We start from the raw sequence: 17,533 nt of genomic DNA, 5'->3' as shown, positions 1-17,533 counted from the left end.
AGCAGTTGAGACGGCCTTTGCGACGATATATGGTTTAAGTGCTAGCCCACCGGCTGGGGCCGGGCGGTGCGGCTGTTTGCCTCTTCCGAAGCTTCCGGTTCGGGGGTGGTTTCGGCCAGTACGCCTTTGCCGCCGCGCTGACGCACGCTCAGGCCGAAGCCGAGGGCCATGAGCAGGGTGCCGCTCCAGAGCAGGTTGATGAAGGGCTTTTCCATGGCTTTCAGAATGACGTAGTCCTTCTGCGTGGTGCTCACGCCGAAGGTGAACTTGCCGGTGGCGGGGTCCACGGCATTGAAGGTGATGCGTACGCCGAGGTCTTCCACCTCGTCGGGCACGCGGCCCACCATGCGGTTGCGCACCACAAACACGGGGTGCACGTGGTACTGGCGCTTCTCGCCGTACACAATCATATCGGCCTGCAGGGCGAGGTCGCCTTTCTGCAGGTTGAGGCCGGCCGTTTCGTGGGCCGCTTCCACGGCCCGGAACACGGCGAAGTAGTCGTTGAGGAAGATGGTGTCGCCCACGCTCAGCACCGATTCCTTCGCCTCGCTCCAAGGCTTGTCCTTACGCGGGTCGAGCACCGAGCTGATGTGCGTGTAGATGTCGTGGCCCCAGAATTTCTTGATGGCCGGCGAGGCCAGCAGTCCGCCGCCGCCCATCTCATCGTTAATCTGGGCACGGGGGTAGAGCGTGAACTGCTCGCCCGATTTCTGGTCCTTGTAATTGATGCGGTAGTAGGTGTTTTCGGGCAGAATGTTTACCGTGTCGCCGGTCTTGTAGTAGGTTTTGCCCTCCACGGCGATGGGGGCGCGGGCCACGGCCTTGTACTCGTCGTCGGTGCGGAACAGGAACTGCTTATCGACGTAGCCGGGCACGCCGGGCACCTCAAAATACTGGCCGGTGTAGGTGAGCTGATAGCCGTGCATGGGGGCGCTTTCGTTGCGCCACAGCAGCACGTTGTCGCGGTTCAGGTCCTCGTCAAAATCGCGCGAGTAGAGCAGGCCCGATACGTTACGCGAAATAATATTCGAGTACCCGGCCGAGGCCAGAATGCCCAGCAGCATCAGGGCAATGCCCAGGTGGGCCACCGCGCCGCCCGAGAGCCGCACTCCGCGCCGCAGCAGGTTGAAAATGGTGCCGAAGTTGGCCAGCACCCCAAACAGGCCCGCCAGTGTGAGCACCACGTAGGCCGGCGAGATGGTGAGGCCGTTGTAGCGCACCAGCAGCACCACCAGCGCCGTGCCCAGCAGGGCCAGCAGCGTGGGCGCCGTGAGGGAGTTCACGAGGGTTTCGGCGTTGTTGCGCTGCCACCACATAATCTGGGCCACGCCCGAAAGCAAGGCCACGCCCACGCCCATCCAGAGCTGCATTTTGGAGTAGTGGGCAATCTGGTCGGCGGGCAGAGCCACGTTGGTTTTGATGCCAAGCAGGCCCATGAACGAATTATAGACCGGAATACTGGTCGTGAACAGCACTTGGAACGCGCCCAGGCACAGCACCGTGGCGCCCACAAACACCCACAGCTCGGGGTTATAGGCATTCAGCTCTTTGGGCGAGATGGGAATTTCTTTCCAGCGGGAAACCAGCAGCGCCACCGCCAGTACCGTGAAGGCCGCCAGGTAGATAAACAGCTGGCCCGACAGGCCCAAATCCGTAAACGAGTGCACCGAGGCGTTGCCCAGCACCCCGCTGCGGGTGAGGAAGGTGGCGTAGAGAATGAGCACAAACGTGGCCACCACCAGCGCAAACGCCGTGCGCAGGCCGGTGCGGCGCTTCTGCCACAGCACCATGCCGTGCAGCGAGGCCACCAGCACCAGCCAGGGAATGTACACGGCGTTTTCGACCGGGTCCCAGTTCCAGTAGCCGCCGAAGTTCAGGGTTTCGTAAGCCCAGTAGGCGCCCATCACCACGCCCACGCCCAGCACACCGCCGCCGACGAGCGTCCAAGGCAGAGCCGGCTTCACCCAAGCCGTGAGCTCGCGCTTCCAGAGCGCGGCAATGGCGAAAGCAAACGGCACCAGCGTGAGCGCGAAGCCCAGGAACAGCGTGGGCGGGTGAATCACCATCCAGTAGTTTTGGAGCAGGGCGTTGAGGCCGGTGCCGTCTTTGGGCACGAAATTGGGGTTCATCTTCCACACCGGCAGGTCGGTGAGGAACTCGCGGAGTAGAATAAAAGGGGAGGAGCCAATCTTGACCCCGCCCAGTACCACGCCCACAATCATGCTCACCAGAAACACCTGCACGCCGCTGAACACAGCCATCACCGGCGCTTCCCACTTGCGGTTGAAGCGCATGATGCAGAAGCCCAGCACCACCTGCCAGAAAATCCAGAGCAGGAACGAGCCCTCCTGGCCTTCCCAGAAACAGGAAATCATGTACTGCACCGGCAGGTGATTGGAGCTGTGGCTCCAGGCGTAGTAGTACTCATAGCGGTGCGCGTGAATGATGTTGAACAGGCACACAATCACCGAGATGATGGCCGCGCCGTGCACAAAAAACGCGCCCCGCGCCAGCCGCAGCCAGCTTGGGTCTTCCTCGCCCAGCGCCCGGCCCCGCGAGGCCTGAAAATAGCTATACGCCGCCACCAGCGCCGCCGCAAACGCGATGATGACGCTCAGGTGGCCGATTTGTCCTACTAATAAGTTCATAAGCAACAAGTAAAATCAGGCGGGTACCGCTGGTGCGGGCGCGCCGGGGCGCACCACTTCATAGCGGGCTAAAATGCGGGGATGAAACGACTCGGGCAGCGTGGCCCAGTCGTGGGTATCCACAAAAATCGGGAGGTTGCTATCGGTCAGGGCTTCGCGGAAACGGCTGATGACGCCGGCTGGCAACGCTTGCAGGCCGGGCGTACGCAACACCAAGTCGAGGTCGCTGCCTTCGTGGTGGTTGCCGTTCACGCGGCTGCCGTAGGCCCACACGGCCACCTCGGCGGGCAGGTGCCGGGCGATGAGGTCGTGCAGCATAGCAACGTAACGCGGGTTGAGGTCGAGCATGGTTAATCGATGGGTTTGCCGTGTAACAGTTGCGCCAGCGCGGTGGCATCGGTCACGAAACGAGGAAGAAAGGTAACGGCGGCCTCCGCGAAGCCGGCCCCGTATTCGTGGGCGGTACTATTGCGGCTGTCGCGGTAAGTAAGCCACCGCTCCGCGTCTAGCGTCGAGAGGAGACCGTATTGCGCCGCGGCGCGAAAAATATCTTTGTACACCAGCGCCTCAGCCTGGCGGTGCGAGGCATAATAGGGGCGCAAGGCCTTCTTCAGCAACTTGCCCGCCAGTTCGATGATGACTTCAAACTCTTTCACGCAGGCCGAGCGATACAATTCATACAGCACCGAGCCGGGCGCGCTCTGCTGCAACAACATTAGCGCCTGGTCGAGGGCCTGGGAGCAGCGCAATAGCATGGAAGAGTCGAGGGTTCGCATCGGAAAGGCAAATTTAAGGCCGCGCCGCCGGAGGCGGGAGGTTCAGTAACAACCGGTCGGTGAAAAAGTCGCCCCGCACGGGATGACAGGTGATTTCGACGCTGATTTTTTCCAAACCCGCTTCCTGCCACCGGCGAATGGGCAGTTGGCCCTGGCGCAGGTTACCAGGCTGGTTGATGAGCTGCTGGGCCAGCAGCACCCGCCCGCTGGCCGGGTCCGTCACCACAACGGATAGCCGGGCCCTGGCTGGGTACTTGCGCAGTGGCAACTCCACCACGTCGCGGGCCGGCGTGGTACCGGGCAGCGGCATGGTAGCGGCCGTGCCGTAGGCGTACCACCACTGGCGCAATCGGGCGGCGGCCGGGCCATTTTCGGCGCGGGAAGTCACCACCTGGTAGTCGTAGATGCCGGGGCCGGGCAAGGTATCAGCCACGGCGTAGCTGGTTTCGGCGCGGCCGTAGGTGTCGCGGCGCACGGGCACGCGGCGCACCTCGGTGCTGCGGTACTGGTGGATTTCGCGCCGCATCACCCGGAAATCCGGGATGCGGGCCAACGAGTCGGGCAAAGTCCAGCTCAGCTCCACCACGCGGCTGGCGGTGGGCAGCAGCCGGGTAGGGCTGGGCGGAAAATAGCTGACGGGCATGCCCGCGGCCGTCTGGCTCACCTGCAGCGTGAACTGACAGTAGTCTTTCAAGTACCCATCCACATCCAGCAGGTAAGGCTGGCCGGCGCGCAGCGAATCCAGCGTCACAAATACGTCGTCCTGGGTGCCGAGCGAGGTGCAGCTGAGCACCCGGTAGGTGGCCGGCTGGCAGGGCTGCCCGGTGAGCACGACCAGCTGCACCCCACGCACATCCCGGCATTTCTGCCCGCCAATATTGACGTAATACCGTCCGGCCGCCTTCGGCGTAAACTCAAACCACTGGTCGTTGTGGTACTCGATGCACTTGCCGGTCAGGCGCTCATCCACGCAGCTGCGCTGCACGGTGCAGCCGGTAGAGGTGCTGGTAATGGTTTCTTCGAGGAGCAGCCGGCGCCGGTTTTCGATGTTATCGTTGGCAACCTGGGCGGTGGCGGTAGAGGCTAAAGTGACGAAGAGGAGCAGCAGCAGGCCGCAAATGAAGAAAAAAAGAACATCATGCTGAGCTTGTCGAAGCAGCTCTACCGCAACAGTAATTGATTTACTTGCGCGGTAGAGCTGCTTCGACAAGCTCAGCATGACCGTCGGAATGACTATCAATGCTGCTTAGTTGACCGAAGTCGTCGCGCCCTTCAAATCCTTCTTCACGTACTTGCTGGGGCACTTCAGCAGGATGTTGTCGGCCATAAATACGTCGCCCTTCATGCAGCCGGTGATGACGACTTGCTCGGAGGCGTCGAAATCTTGGGGCTTGGGGTTATTATACACCACGCGCTGGGCCAGGTGAGTGGTGTCAATCAGGGTGAAGGCGAAGTAGTTGGGGTCTGTCATGGGGTCATACTCCAGGCCCACGGGGTGCTTGGCGGCATCGCGCGGAAGTCGGCCCACCACATGCACCTTGGTCGTGTTGCCCTCGGCGGCCCGCTGGCGGGCCTCGCCGAAACCGACGTATACGCTGGCATCGGCAGTGGTGCTGAGGATGATGGCGGCGGCCACCGCAATAATGGCCAGAACGAACAGGTGCGACTTCTTCATAAGACCACGGATTCGCACGGATTTAAGCGGATTTCACGGATTTTGTGAATGGCGCTGTTACCGGGCTATTTGCTGTTTAGATATAGAGTGTACGTGACCAACACATGGAGTCCCGCTCGGGTGCCCAGTTACTTGTTTATTTCCTGCTCCAGCCGGGCCACCTTGCGGTCGAGCGAGATGAGGTAAACCAGCAGGCCAGCCACAATGATGACCACCGCCGCTACCACCACGTAGATTTTGCCGCTCTGGCGCAGCACATCGGCCATTTCGGGGGCCTCGGTTCCGGGTGCCTGGGCGAAGGCCGAGGTGCCGGTGAAGAGCAGCAACTGCAGCAGGCACAGCGCGCTGAAGAAACGGGCCAAGAGGTTATTTTTCATCGAGTTTCAGTTGCAAAAAGGCCAAGCGGCTGCCCACCTGGGTCATCCAGAAGGAAAATAGAATCCAGCCGATGACGGCGGGGTAAAACACCAGGCGCATGGTGCTGTCAAGGTCGTATTTGTTGAAGCCGGGGTTGCCGGTCTGGCCCGGGTGCAGCGAGTTGCCCGCCAGACGTGGCAGGATAAAAAGCAGCGGAATGGCCGCCGCAAACGCAAAAATATTGTAGATGGCCGACACGCGGGCCCGCTGCTGCTCATCGCGAAACGAGCCGCGCAGCACCAGGTAAGCCCCGTAGATGAGCATGGCCACGGCGGCGGCGTTCAGGCGCGGGTCGGGCGTCCACCAGGCGCCCCAGGTGTATTTGGCCCACAGGCTGCCAGTGGCCAGGCCCAGCAGGCCTAGCACGATTCCCGACTTGGCCGCCTCGTGGCTCAGAATGTCGAGCCGCGCCGAGGGGTTGCGCAAGTACTGCATCGAGCGGAACACCGACGTGCCCAGAATCACCATCATGGCAAACCACATAGGCACGTGGAAATACAGGTTCCGAATGCTCTCATTCACAATAGCCAGCCGCGGCACGGGCAGCAGGAACCCCGCCACCGCCGAATACAGCAGGCACACCACCGTCAATACTTTCCACCAGGTCCATTTCATAAGTAGTATCAGGTATTAAGTATGTAGTAGTCAGATAACAGATGGGCAAATAGGAAGGGCTGCATTGCTACTGAATCAGTACCGACTGCTGTCCTTCTAGCCCCTCCACAAAAACGGAAACAGCAGATAGGAAACCGCCCCCACCAGCATGTTCAGCGCCAGCAGCGTGAGCAGCGACTGCTGGCTCACGCCGCGGTCCAGCCCATCCAGCGCATTTTTGCTCACCTTGATGAGCAGCAATAGCATGGGAACCATCAGCGGGAAGCCGAGGATGGCCATAAGCGTGGCGCCGTTGCCGCCGGCCTTGGCCGCAATGCCCGATACCAGCGTGAGCGTGGTGGCAAAGCCCACGGCGCCCAGCAGCAGGTTGGCCACAAAAAGCGGCGCGTCCTGAATGGGATTGCCCAGAAACACGGTGTAGAGAAACAAGCCCAGTAGGGCTACCGCCGTCAGCAACAAGGCGTTGTAAAGAATTTTGGCCAGGATGACGGCCTGGGGCCGCACCAGCGTGTAGTAGTACAGCCGCTGGCCGGGGCTTTCCTGCATAAAGCCCTTGGCCACGGCATTGAGGGCCGCAAAGAGCAGAATAACCCAGAGCAACGCATTCCAGGCCGGAGGCGGGGGCGTGCCGCCCCGGAGGCTGAAGCTGAGAAAACACACAAACACTGTGCTGCCCACGTAAAGCAGCAGCCCGCCCAAGGCGGCCCGCTGCCGCCATTCCAAGCGAAAGTCTTTGGCTAGCAGGGTGGATATTTCGCGGAGCAGCGGCACGGATGGCGGTTCGGTTTCGGGCCGCAAAGATAGACCGCAGATTTAACGGATTTAAACGAATGCAACGGATTCGTTGTAGCTCCACCCACTTGGAACTGCAGAAATGGAACCCCCAAATCCATCCTAATTCGTTAAATCGGTGGTTAAAAGTCGTAGCCCAGCGTGAAGTAGAATTTCGGGCCGTGGGTCACGTAGTCTTCCTGGCCCCAGGCCACGTCCATCTTGCCGTAGAAACCCAGCAAGGTGGTGCGAATGCCCGTGCCGTAGCCGATGAGGAAGGGATTGCGGAAGTTGATGACCGTGGCCGAGAAATAGCTGCCCAGGCTGGGCTTAATCTCCGTGTTCGAGGAGTTGTCCGTCCCAAAAGGGTTGGTGCCCGAATACGCCGTGCCAGTATCGACGAAGCCCGTCAGCTGCAGATTGCGGAAAAAGCCGGAATAAATGGGCCGGTGCGCGAAATACTGCACGATGGGAATGCGCAATTCGCTGTTGAACAGGACGTAGCGCGGGCCGGTGCGGGCGCTGTAGTCGAAGCCGCGCAGGTTGGTGACAAAGTCCTGGTAAAACGTTTGGTCGGGGGCAAACGGGGTAGAGCGGCCCCCATTCTGGTAGCCGGCGTTCAGCCAGTCGTCCATGCCGCCGATGCGGAAATATTGGTCGCGGCGGCCCAAAAATTGCCCGTAGCTGGCCCGGTTGGCCCACACAATGGAGCGGCTGATTTTCTGGTAGTGGCGCAGGTCGATAACGAACTTGCTAAAGCTTAGCCCGCCGTCGTTCACGTTTTTCAGGCTCAGCAAGCTGGCTTTCAATCGCGTGCCGCTTACCATGTTGACGCCGGTATTGATGCTGTTATCAAACACCAGCTCGCCGTTGTAGCCCACATAACTGGAGCTCACGTCCTCATCGGTCGATTCGGTGCCCAGGCGCGTGCGGGAGAGCGTCACAAACCGTGGACCGCCGCGCAGGCTGAGGTTATGGGTTAAGGGATAGGCAATGGTGGGGGCTAGCTCGTGGCGGCCGTAGCGGTACTCGTCGTTGTTGATGGGGAAGAAGTAGGCTTGCTTTTGGTAGGCAATGCTCCAGTCGTAGCGGTGGGTAAGGTTGGTATAGGCCACCTTGATGTTGCTGGTGCGCAGGTCGAACACGCCAAACAGGCTGGCATCGATGCGCTGGTTTTCGAGCACATCGGTGAGCGAGGCCTTGAACTGCAGGCCCAAGCCCAGCAGTGGGTCCAGATACAGGGCCGTCGATACATTATCAGCCATGAAGCGGGTATCGTAGCGGAAGGGACCCGTGACAGCCGGAGCGGCTGCCTGGGCCGCCGCCGCCGAAGCCGCCGCCGCCGAAGCTGCCGTGGGGGTGAGGCGGCGCCGCTTGGTTTGGGACGGCTGGTTGGGCTCGTCTTCCTCAAACTGGTAGTCGCTGGTATTCACCGCTTCGCCGGCTTTGCGGCGCTCCCGGCGGGCGGCCGGGGCCGTGGTGGCAGAATCGGCGGCCGGGGCAATGGTGACGGCTGGCGCGGCTTTGGGCTTGGGCGGTGCCACCACCTTGGCCGGAATCGACCGGTCTTCCAGGGTTTGCTGGCGGGAGGTTTTGGTCAGCGGCAGCGCGCCGGGCAACTGGTACTCCGGGTAGACATACAGGATATCGCGCGACTGGGCCGGCGCTACAAAAACCAAGGCCGAGGTAACGGGGTTGTAATCAAAGTCCTGCGTATTGGCCAGCCAGTTACTCACCAGGGACTTCTGCTTGGTTTTCAGCGAATACCGGTACATGGCGCGCACCCCGCTTTCCTCGCCCAGATACAAAATTTCGTCGTCGGAAATGGCCCGCGGCCGGGTTTCGTTCGAGATGGTGCTCACCAGCGTTTCCACCGGAATGGCGCGGCCATCGAGGTGGTATTGGAATAAATCGTAGTTGTTCACCACGTTCTGGAAGGTGGCCGGGCGGGCGCGGCCCGTCGAGTCGAGGTAGCGGTTGGAGCTGAAAACCAGCCCCTGACCGCCCGGCAGGAATACCGGGTCCACATCGTCGAACAAGTCGTTGGTGAGCTGCTCCACCTTTCGGCTGCCAGCGCGTAGTAAGTAAATATCGTTCTGCCCATTGCGCACGGCGCTAAAGGCCAGTGCCTTGCCGTCGGGCGAATAACTCATGCTCAGCACCTTTTCGTAGCCGGCAAAAAGTGATTCAGGCCGCGAAAACCGAATGGCCTCGCGCACGCGCCGCAACAGGCCGCGGCCGTCGGCATCGCGCAGGTGCAGGGCCATTTCGCCGCGGCTCATTTCGGCCACGGCCACTTGGGCATTGCCGCGCCATGCCAGCACGGGCAGGTGGGTTTCCACCTGCTGGTCGGGGGTTTTGTAGCCGCCCCGGCTCAGGATGCGGCGGTGGCGGCCGTCGCGGTCCACCACCATCACGCGGTAGCGGCCGCCTTCGTTTTGGGCATAGGCCACCAGCTGGCCGTTCGGGCTCACGACGGGCTGCGAAAACACATCCGAATGCCGGTTGCGGCCGCTTTGCCGGAATTTCTTATCGGGCTCTACCAGCGTGGCCACGGGCTGCCCGTTCAGGTCGCGGTAATACGCCAGCCAGTCTTTCAGGAATACTTTAAACGGCACGTTCAGCGACGAGCTGATGCCCACTTCCACGTCGCGCGTGATGCGCGTCAGGTTCAGGATGTTCTGAATGGTGGTGTAGCCGTAGCGCTCGGCCACGTAGTTCCAGATGCTTTGGCCGGCCAAGGTGGAGTTGCGCAAGAAGAACGGGGCCGTGCGGTTGCCGGTGGGATACTGCTTGCTCATGTCGCGCATGTAGCCGTCCATGTCCACGCTCCAGCCTTCGGCCGCGTAGGCCGAAACCCCGCCGATAAACCAATCGGGCAGCTGAAGCAGGTAGCTGCTTTGCAGCACTTCCTTCAGCGAGCCGCCGTACATCATGTCGTTCAGCAGCACCTCGGTAATCTGGGTGCTCAGCACGCGCTTAAAGTCGGTTTCGGTGCCGCCGAAGGCAATTTGCACCTTGCTCATGCGGGCCAGCGGCGTTTCGCCGCCGTTCACCTGCTGCAGGGTGGCCGTAAGGCCAATGTTGCTCTGGCGCAGGTCGCCCACCGAGTTGTAAAACAGCAGCGTGGTTTTGGAGTAGGGATAATACCCAATCAGGGCCGTGATGCGCTGAAGCTCCTTCTCGGCGTACTCGGCGGCGCGGCGGGCGTTGCCCTCGCCGCCTTCGTAGTACATCACGTTGAAATTCTGGGTGGTGAGCTGCTGCCAATGGAAATCTTTGTACTGAATGCGCACCCGGCCAAACGGCTCCTGCGCCGTTTGGGCCTGCGCCGTCGGCATCCCCAGCAAGGGCAGCAGCAGCGCCAAAGCCCCCAGGGCGCGCTTCGCGAATAGTGAAATCGTCATAATAGAAGCAACGAGCAAAGACAAAAATTAATCCGCCAGAGCATTAAAAAAAATGTGGGTGCTGCCAGATTTCAGTCCGCCGCGCCGCGCAGGTAAGGGCCACTGAAGTAAAGGCAATTAACGTGAAATTGTTGTGAAGTTGCGGGTAACGGTGAGGGGAACAAAAAACCAGGCCTGTGGCCGCCACTTAGCGGGCTGGGCGGGCTGCCTGGTCCGGCCACAACGCCCGGTAGCGTTGCACGCTGGCTTCGGGCCAGATTTCGGTGCCGTTCAGCAGCCAGTCGGCCAGCAGGACGGCCAGCCGGGGAGCCAGCATCACGCCCTTGGAGCCGTAGCCGCCGCAAAAGCTTAACGACGGTACCGTGGGGTGCGGCCCCAGCAGCGGCCGGCGGTCGCGCACGGTGGGCCGCACGCCGGCCCGCTGCTCGAGCACGGCAAAAGGCAGGTCGGTGATGACCGACAGGCGGGCGGCCAGTTCCTCCTGCCCCACAGCGGTAGGGCCTTCGGCAAATGGCGGCCACCGGTACGTAGCCCCCACGCGAAACCGGTTTGCGCCCACCGGCACTACATAGGCACCCCGATTGAGTACCTGCGCTGCGCTGAGGCCACCGCATTCCACGTCCAGTACTTCGCCCTGGTTAGGCGTGAGCGGCAGCCAATTGAAATACGGATTGCGCACGGCCGCCGCCCCCTCGCAGCAGATGACGTGGCGCGCCCGCACCTGCCCCGCGTAAGTCGCTCCGGCGGAGTCGGTAACGAGTGCGGCCCAGTTAAAAGTTTCGCGGCGGAGCCAGCCGGCGCGGGTGCCTTCGGCCGCCAGCGCCGCCAGCAGCTCGCGCACCGCCACATGCCCACCGCCTTGCAGCCACGCGCCGCCAAACGGCGCCTGCACGCCCGGCAGGCCTGGGTCGGTGGTGGCCAGAGCCGCTACGAAGCCGCCCCAGGGCTGGTCGGCGCTGCGGGCCAGGAGGGCGTTTTGCTCTTCGAGCGAGCCAAACAGCTTAAAAATGGGCGTTTCGGTGAAAAACGGCTGGCCGTAGCGCTGGCCCAGTTCCCGGTAGAACGTGGCGGCCGAGGGCAGTAGCTCGGCCGCGCGCCAGCTTAGGGCGAAGCGTTTGCCGGCCACGGGGTTCATCAGGCCGGCTGCCACGTTTGAAGCGGAGTTGGCCATGCCGGGGTCATAGACTAGGACTTGGGCGCCACGCTGGCGCAATGCATAGGCCAATGTGGCGCCCGCAATGCCGTGGCCTACCACCAGAAAGTCACAGTCCGTCATGGCCGGCAAGGTAGTAACGCTGCGCTTAATGAGGGATTGGCAATGAAGAATGAGCAATGACCCGTCATGCAGAGGCGAAGCCGAAGCATCTCGTTTGGAAGAGTAATCCAATCAATTGAGTCACTATTGCGGGAGAGATGCTTCGACTACGCTCAGCATGACATTCCTTTTGCTCATTGCTCATTGCTCATTGCTCATTGCTCATTGCTCATTGCTCATTGCTCATTGCTCTTTAAGCGTGGCGTTCAGCGCAGCGTCGTACCTTTCCGCATTGCTCAGACCCGCTGTTTTGTCATGACCGTCGCCGAATTCACCTTCAACGCTTTTTCCGAAAATACCTACCTGTTGATTGACGACGCCACGCGGCAGTGTGCCATCGTAGACCCCGGCTGCTACGCCCCGGCCGAGCAGCAAGCCCTCCGGCAATACATCGACGGCAATAAGCTGCAGGTAGCGCTGCTGTTGAATACGCACGCGCACATCGACCACGTGCTCGGCAATCAGTTTGTGCTGAGCACCTGGCCCGGCACGCCGTTTTTGCTGCACCGGCTCGACTTGGCCACGCTGCGTGCCGTGCCCACCTACGCCGCCAACTACGGCTTTCCGCAGTATCAGCCCGCCGAACCCACCGGTGAGCTGGTGGCCGGCCAGCCCGTGCGCTTTGGCGAAACCGAGCTGGAAGTGCGCTTCACGCCCGGCCACGCGCCCGGCCACGTCGTGTTCTACCACGCGCCCACGGCTACCGTCATTGGCGGCGACGTGCTGTTTCAGCGCAGCATTGGGCGCACCGACCTGCCCGGCGGCGACCACGCCACCCTGATTCACAGCATCGAAACCGAGCTGCTGACGCTGCCCGACGCCACCACCGTATATCCCGGCCACGGCCCCGCCACCACCATCGGGGCGGAACGCCGCGCCAACCCTTTTCTCAATTAACAGTGAACAGCTAACAGTGAGCAGTTGGCAATGCTGTTTAGCATCGCTGCATCTTTGCTCACCGTTAATTGCTCACTGCTCACTGCTCACTGCTCACTGCTCACTGACCTTTGAAAAGACACCTGCCCAACGCCGTCACCTGCCTTAACTTATTATGCGGCTGCCTGGCGCTGACCAATATTTTTGCCGGACGGCTGGAAGCCGGTGCCTGGCTGGTAGCCGCCGCTGCCGCCGCCGACTTTGCCGATGGCCTGCTGGCCAGGGCTCTGCGCGTTTCCTCAGCCATTGGCAAGGACCTGGATTCGCTGGCCGACATGGTATCGTTCGGCGTGGTGCCGGGGGCTATTATCTTTAAGTTATTGACCACCAACGAGGCCCTTGCTACCGGGAACTGGCAGTGGCTACCTTACTTCGGATTCCTCGTCAGCATTTTTTCGGCCCTGCGGCTGGCCAAATTCAACAACGATACCCGGCAGACTACTTCCTTTATTGGCCTTCCCACGCCGGCGTGCACGCTGGTTGTGGCCTCGCTGCCGCTCATTCTGGCCAACGACCATTTTAGCCTCAGCAGCGTTATCCTCAATCCCCTTGTCTTGTTGGGGCTCACGGTGCTGCTTTCGGGCTTGTTGGTGGCTGAGCTGCCGCTGTTTGCCCTCAAGTTTAAGACCCTGCGGTGGGCCGATAACCGGCGTCGGTTTCTGTTTTTGCTGCTGGCGGCAGGATTATTGCTAGGGCTGCGGGCCGCCGCTGTTCCGTTGGTTGTGCTGCTTTACGTGCTGCTGTCGGTACCCAAGACCGCGGCCCGGTAACCAACTTTGGTACAGTGACTACAATAAATGGAGTATTTGGTTGTTAAGAAGCCACTACCGGATGAACCTGATAACCGGCAGCACTGTTGCGGGGCCATCTCCCTGAGAGTTTCGCACAGCAAAGACGGGTTTCAAAAATCAACAAGTATGCGCTCTTTTTTCCTCTTTGTTGCACTTGCGGGACTATTAGCAGCCGTTGGGCCGGCACGGGCCCAGTCGGGTGGCACGGCCGTTGCCCACGGCAAAATTGTTTGGGGTGGCTATGCCGAAGTGCCTTCCCGCGCCGTCCGCAAGCAGAAAGTACCCGTGTATCAAGGAGCCCAGCTGGGCCTGGATGACCAAGTGGGCTGGTTCAGCCTGCGGGTAGATGCATCGGTGCAGCAGGGCCAGCTGGCCAACTTGGTGTACGAGCCCTTTTCGGCGGCCGACGCCCGACTCTATACCGCTGGCAAGCTGCCTGCCGGGCCGGAGGTGAGACTCGTGACGGGCCTGGAAATGAAGCGGGTCATTAGCTACGTTACCCTGCGGCCGGTACGCCTCAGCCCTCAAACCGGGCAGCCTGAGCGGCTGGTCTCGTTCGATTATAATTATCTGATTGATAACGCTCCCACTGCGGCGCGGGGGATGGCCGGCGTGCGCTCGCATGCCGACCACTCCGTGCTGCGTACCGGCGACTGGTACAAGATGGGCGTAGCCCCCAGCGAAACCGGTAACAAAGATGTAATCTATAAGCTCGACAAGGCCACGCTGGCTAAGATGGGACTCACCCAAACGGTAAATCCCAACAACCTGCACATCTACGGCAATGGCACCGGCATCCTGCCCCAGCCCAACGCCACCTGGCGCCCCGATGACTTGGTGGAAAATCACATCATGTTTGTCGATAACAACAGAGACAACGTGCTGGATGACAACGAATATTTCCTGTTCTACTCGCCCGGCGCCCATACCTGGGAAAAGCAGGGCGAAATGTTCAAGCACCGCAGTAATATCTATACCGACACTGCCTACTACTTCGTGACCGTGAACAGCACGCCGGGCCTGCGAGTGCCCACTGCGCCGGCCCTCACTGCCTCCAGCGCCACTCCTACGGTCACCACTTTTACTTACCGCGACTTTTACGAGCACGACCTCCTGAACCTTATGCACTCCGGCCGCAACTGGGTGGGCGAAGGCTTCCGGGTAGGCGGGCAAAAGGACATAAAATTCAGTAACATTTCCGATTTGGTGGCCGGCTCGCCGGTGCGCGTGGTCACGTCGCTGGTGGCTGGCTCGGCCACCCCTAGCAATTTCCAGCTGACGCTTAACAACACGCCGCTGGGAACACAGGATATGGACGAGCGATACCCAGGGGATTTCAGCGCCCTCTTCTCGGTAGGCCTGACCAATAGTAGTTACGTCATTGTGCCGAGCAGCACCGTGGTGAGGCAGGTGACCCCCTCTTCTCTGGGTACTGAACTCACGGTCGGCATCACGTACAACAGTCCCGATGGCAATGCCAGTGGCTACCTGGACTTTGTAGACATTAATGCCGAGCGCCTAATCAAGCTCAGCGGTTCGCAGCTGTCGTTTCGCAAGGCGACCCCGGTAGTACCAACGGGCACGGTCAATTATGTGGTGAACAGCGCCCCGGCGGGTATGGTGGTGTGGGATGTTACCAATCCGCGTCATCCGGTGGCTCGTCCCCTTGTCAATTCTGCTTTTGTAGCCCCGGCCGATACGTTGCGCGAATTTGTGGCCCTGCAACCCAGTGGCACGTTCGCCACGCCTCGCCCGTTCAGCAAGGCCAAGCTGCCAAACCAGGACCTGCATGCGCTCAACCAGAACCCCAATTCGTTAATCGATTTGCTCATCGTGACGCACCCGGCCTTCTATGCGCAGGCTGTGCGGCTGGGCAACTACCGCACTACCCACGACAACCTGCGCGTGGCAGTAGTGACTACGTCACAGGTATACAACGAGTACGGTTCCGGTGGACAGGACGTGACGGCCATTCGCGACCTCATGAAGCAGCTCTATGACCTTGCCCCAGCCGGCCGGCAAATGCAGTTGCTGCTCTTCGGCGATGCCTCGTTTGACTACAAGTCCGACGTTTATAATGACCAGGCATTTGAACCGGATTGGTTTAAAAAAGAGCGTACTCCCTTTAAGAACGACGCCGATTTTGACGCATTCAATCAAAACTACGTCCCTACGTATGAGTCGAGGGAGTCACTGTCACCATTCGTTGGCGGGGGCGGGGCATTCGGTCAGTCTACTTATTCTTCGGATGATTATTACGTGCTGCTCGACGACAACGAGGGCGAGTGGAATGAGCTAATCCCTGGTACCGAACTCCTTGATGCAGGCGTAGGCCGCCTGCCGGTACGCATGGATAAGGGCGAGAAAACCAATGCAGAGCAAGCGCGGCAGGTAGTGGATAAGATTATTGGCTACGACGCGACGGCTTCTTACGGCAAATGGCGCAACCGTATTACGCTGGTGGCCGATGACGGCAATGGCAACCTCTTCGTAGATAATACTCTCGGCTCCGATAAAATGGCCGGCATTATTCAGAACACAGCACCGGTCTACAACGTGCACAAGGTGTACCTGGACCTGTATCCACAACTGTCTGTGGCGGCAGGCCAACGTTCGCCCGAAGCCAGCCACGCCATCGACCAGTCGGTCGAACAGGGCTCGCTGATTGTGCATTATCTGGGCCACGGAGGGCCTAAAGGCTGGACGGATGAGCAAATTCTGACCAATGCTTCGGTGCAGGCCATGCATAATCCCAATAATCTGGCGTTTTTCGTCACGGGTACCTGCGATTTCGCTGCTTATGATAACCCCGATTTTCTTTCGGCCGGCGAGCAGCTGCTGACCGATAATACCGCGGGCGGTGCCATTGGTCTGTTTACCACGGTTCGCGTGGTCGAAGCCGGCAGTAACTCGCAGCTCATGCAGTATTATTTTCCCCGCGTGCTGCAGCCCCTCAACGGGCAGATGCCGAACATTGGCACGGTGGTGGTAAAAACCAAAAATGATTTCCCGGGTGGGGGCATCAACAACCGCAGCTATACCTTGCTGGCCGACCCCACCATGACGTTGGCCTACCCCAAGCAAACGGTGGTGCTGGATAGCATCCGCCGCCGGGTAAATAAGGCATGGGCAGTGGCCGATACCATTCAGGCGCTGGCGCGCATCCGCCTGAAAGGCCACCTGACGAACAACGGCGCGCTCAACAGTTCGTTTACGGGCCGTGCTCAAGTCACAATTTATGACAAGCCGACTTCGGTAATGACCTTGGGCAACGAACCCGCGGATACCCCCATTCCCATTTCGGTGCAGGAAAGCGTGGTGTATGGCGGGCAGGCCAATGTGGTGAATGGGCAGTTCAGCGTAGAGTTTGTGGTGCCCAAGGACATCAACTACAAAACAGACCTTGGTAAAATCAGCATGTATGCCTACGATGCCTCCCACGCGGTCGACGCCAACGGCTACCAGCAGATGCGCGTAGGCGGCGCGGCGCGCAACTTCCCAGTTGACAACACCCCGCCCGACATCAAGCTGTTCATGGACAGCGAATCGTTTGTTTTTGGGGGGCTAACTGCCCAGACGACGACGCTGCTGGCGCAGCTGAGCGACTCCAGCGGCATCAACACCACGGGGGCCGGCATTGGGCACGACATCACGGCGGTGCTCGACCACGACCCCAATAAAATCGTCGTGCTGAACGACAGCTACGTATCGAGCGTTGGGGATTTCCGCTCCGGTCGCGTCAACAACCTGTTCAAGGACTTGGCAACCGGGCCGCACTCGCTCACGCTCAAAGCCTGGGATACCTACAACAACTCGGCTGAAAAGGACATTGAGTTTGTGGTGGCCCAGAACGAAAAGCTCGCTCTCTCGCATGTCCTGAATTATCCCAATCCGTTTGCCAACTCCACTACGTTTCTGTTTGACCACAACCAGGCCGGCGGCGAAGCCGACAACCTGGACGTGCAGGTGCAGATTTTTACCGTTGCCGGCCACCTGGTGCGTACCCTCAGTGCGGTGGTATCGAACAGTGAGTCGCACCAGAAAAGCATTACCTGGAACGGCCGCGACGACTTCGACGGCCAGCTGGCCCGTGGGGTGTATGTGTACCGCCTGAGTGTGCGCTCGCAGCTGCACGGCACGGTGGCTTCGAAGTACGAAAAACTCGTTATCCTCAATTAATCC

At 60.4% G+C, this 17,533-nt stretch carries 13 protein-coding genes; 3 read left to right on the top strand and 10 right to left on the bottom strand.

Annotated elements, in window-relative coordinates; translation table 11 throughout:
• Positions 1 to 41 precede the first annotated feature (41 nt).
• From ccsA (JKL48_RS19305) to JKL48_RS19260, 10 genes are all read right to left on the bottom strand, one after another.
• Entirely contained in the window at positions 42 to 2,648 is a 2,607-nt protein-coding gene (gene ccsA / locus JKL48_RS19305) for a cytochrome c biogenesis protein CcsA (RefSeq protein ID WP_201986227.1), read from the bottom strand.
• A 15-nt stretch (positions 2,649 to 2,663) separates the two neighbouring features.
• On the bottom strand, positions 2,664 to 2,996 hold the full coding sequence (locus JKL48_RS19300) for a nucleotidyltransferase family protein (RefSeq protein ID WP_201986218.1): 333 nt from the start codon (positions 2,994 to 2,996) through the stop codon (positions 2,664 to 2,666).
• Between the two features lie 2 nt (positions 2,997 to 2,998).
• On the bottom strand, positions 2,999 to 3,424 hold the full coding sequence (locus JKL48_RS19295; RefSeq protein ID WP_201986216.1) for a nucleotidyltransferase substrate binding protein: 426 nt from the start codon (positions 3,422 to 3,424) through the stop codon (positions 2,999 to 3,001).
• 13 nt (positions 3,425 to 3,437) lie between these two features.
• Positions 3,438 to 4,643: a hypothetical protein gene (locus tag JKL48_RS19290; RefSeq protein WP_201986214.1), complete on the bottom strand. Its 1,206-nt coding sequence runs from the start codon at positions 4,641 to 4,643 to the stop codon at positions 3,438 to 3,440.
• A 27-nt stretch (positions 4,644 to 4,670) separates the two neighbouring features.
• Positions 4,671 to 5,099 (bottom strand): cytochrome c maturation protein CcmE domain-containing protein, encoded by a 429-nt coding sequence (locus JKL48_RS19285; RefSeq protein ID WP_201986212.1) that lies wholly within the window; start codon positions 5,097 to 5,099, stop codon positions 4,671 to 4,673.
• Between the two features lie 128 nt (positions 5,100 to 5,227).
• Positions 5,228 to 5,476, bottom strand: coding sequence for a CcmD family protein (locus tag JKL48_RS19280; protein WP_201986210.1), 249 nt, complete (start codon positions 5,474 to 5,476; stop codon positions 5,228 to 5,230).
• Complete coding sequence (ccsA, locus tag JKL48_RS19275) at positions 5,466 to 6,131, bottom strand: cytochrome c biogenesis protein CcsA (RefSeq protein ID WP_201986208.1); 666 nt, start codon at positions 6,129 to 6,131, stop codon at positions 5,466 to 5,468. The genes JKL48_RS19280 and ccsA (JKL48_RS19275) overlap by 11 nt, the downstream gene beginning before the upstream one ends.
• 96 nt (positions 6,132 to 6,227) lie before the next feature.
• A complete protein-coding gene (locus tag JKL48_RS19270) occupies positions 6,228 to 6,896 on the bottom strand; it encodes a heme exporter protein CcmB (RefSeq protein ID WP_201986303.1) in 669 nt (222 codons plus the stop codon).
• A 149-nt stretch (positions 6,897 to 7,045) separates the two neighbouring features.
• The gene (locus JKL48_RS19265) at positions 7,046 to 10,309 is read right to left on the bottom strand and encodes a PD40 domain-containing protein (protein WP_201986200.1); all 3,264 of its coding nucleotides are present in this window, start codon (positions 10,307 to 10,309) and stop codon (positions 7,046 to 7,048) included.
• 187 nt (positions 10,310 to 10,496) lie between these two features.
• Positions 10,497 to 11,585 (bottom strand): NAD(P)/FAD-dependent oxidoreductase, encoded by a 1,089-nt coding sequence (locus tag JKL48_RS19260; protein WP_201986198.1) that lies wholly within the window; start codon positions 11,583 to 11,585, stop codon positions 10,497 to 10,499.
• Between the two features lie 294 nt (positions 11,586 to 11,879).
• Here JKL48_RS19260 and JKL48_RS19255 point away from each other — a divergent pair, with 294 nt between their 5' ends.
• From JKL48_RS19255 to porU, 3 genes are all read left to right on the top strand, one after another.
• Positions 11,880 to 12,521 carry an MBL fold metallo-hydrolase gene (locus JKL48_RS19255; protein WP_201986196.1) on the top strand — a complete coding sequence of 214 codons (642 nt, stop codon included), beginning with the start codon at positions 11,880 to 11,882 and terminating at the stop codon, positions 12,519 to 12,521.
• A gap of 110 nt (positions 12,522 to 12,631) precedes the next feature.
• Positions 12,632 to 13,330: a CDP-alcohol phosphatidyltransferase family protein gene (locus JKL48_RS19250; RefSeq protein WP_201986185.1), complete on the top strand. Its 699-nt coding sequence runs from the start codon at positions 12,632 to 12,634 to the stop codon at positions 13,328 to 13,330.
• A 147-nt stretch (positions 13,331 to 13,477) separates the two neighbouring features.
• Positions 13,478 to 17,530, top strand: a complete 4,053-nt coding sequence (gene porU, locus JKL48_RS19245) for a type IX secretion system sortase PorU (RefSeq protein ID WP_201986182.1) — start codon at positions 13,478 to 13,480, stop codon at positions 17,528 to 17,530.
• Positions 17,531 to 17,533 lie beyond the last annotated feature (3 nt).

The organism is Hymenobacter rubidus (genome assembly GCF_016734815.1).
Classification (GTDB): domain Bacteria; phylum Bacteroidota; class Bacteroidia; order Cytophagales; family Hymenobacteraceae; genus Hymenobacter; species Hymenobacter rubidus.
Note: the sequence above shows the minus strand (reverse complement) of the source record. Positions and strands in the feature narration are given on the sequence as shown.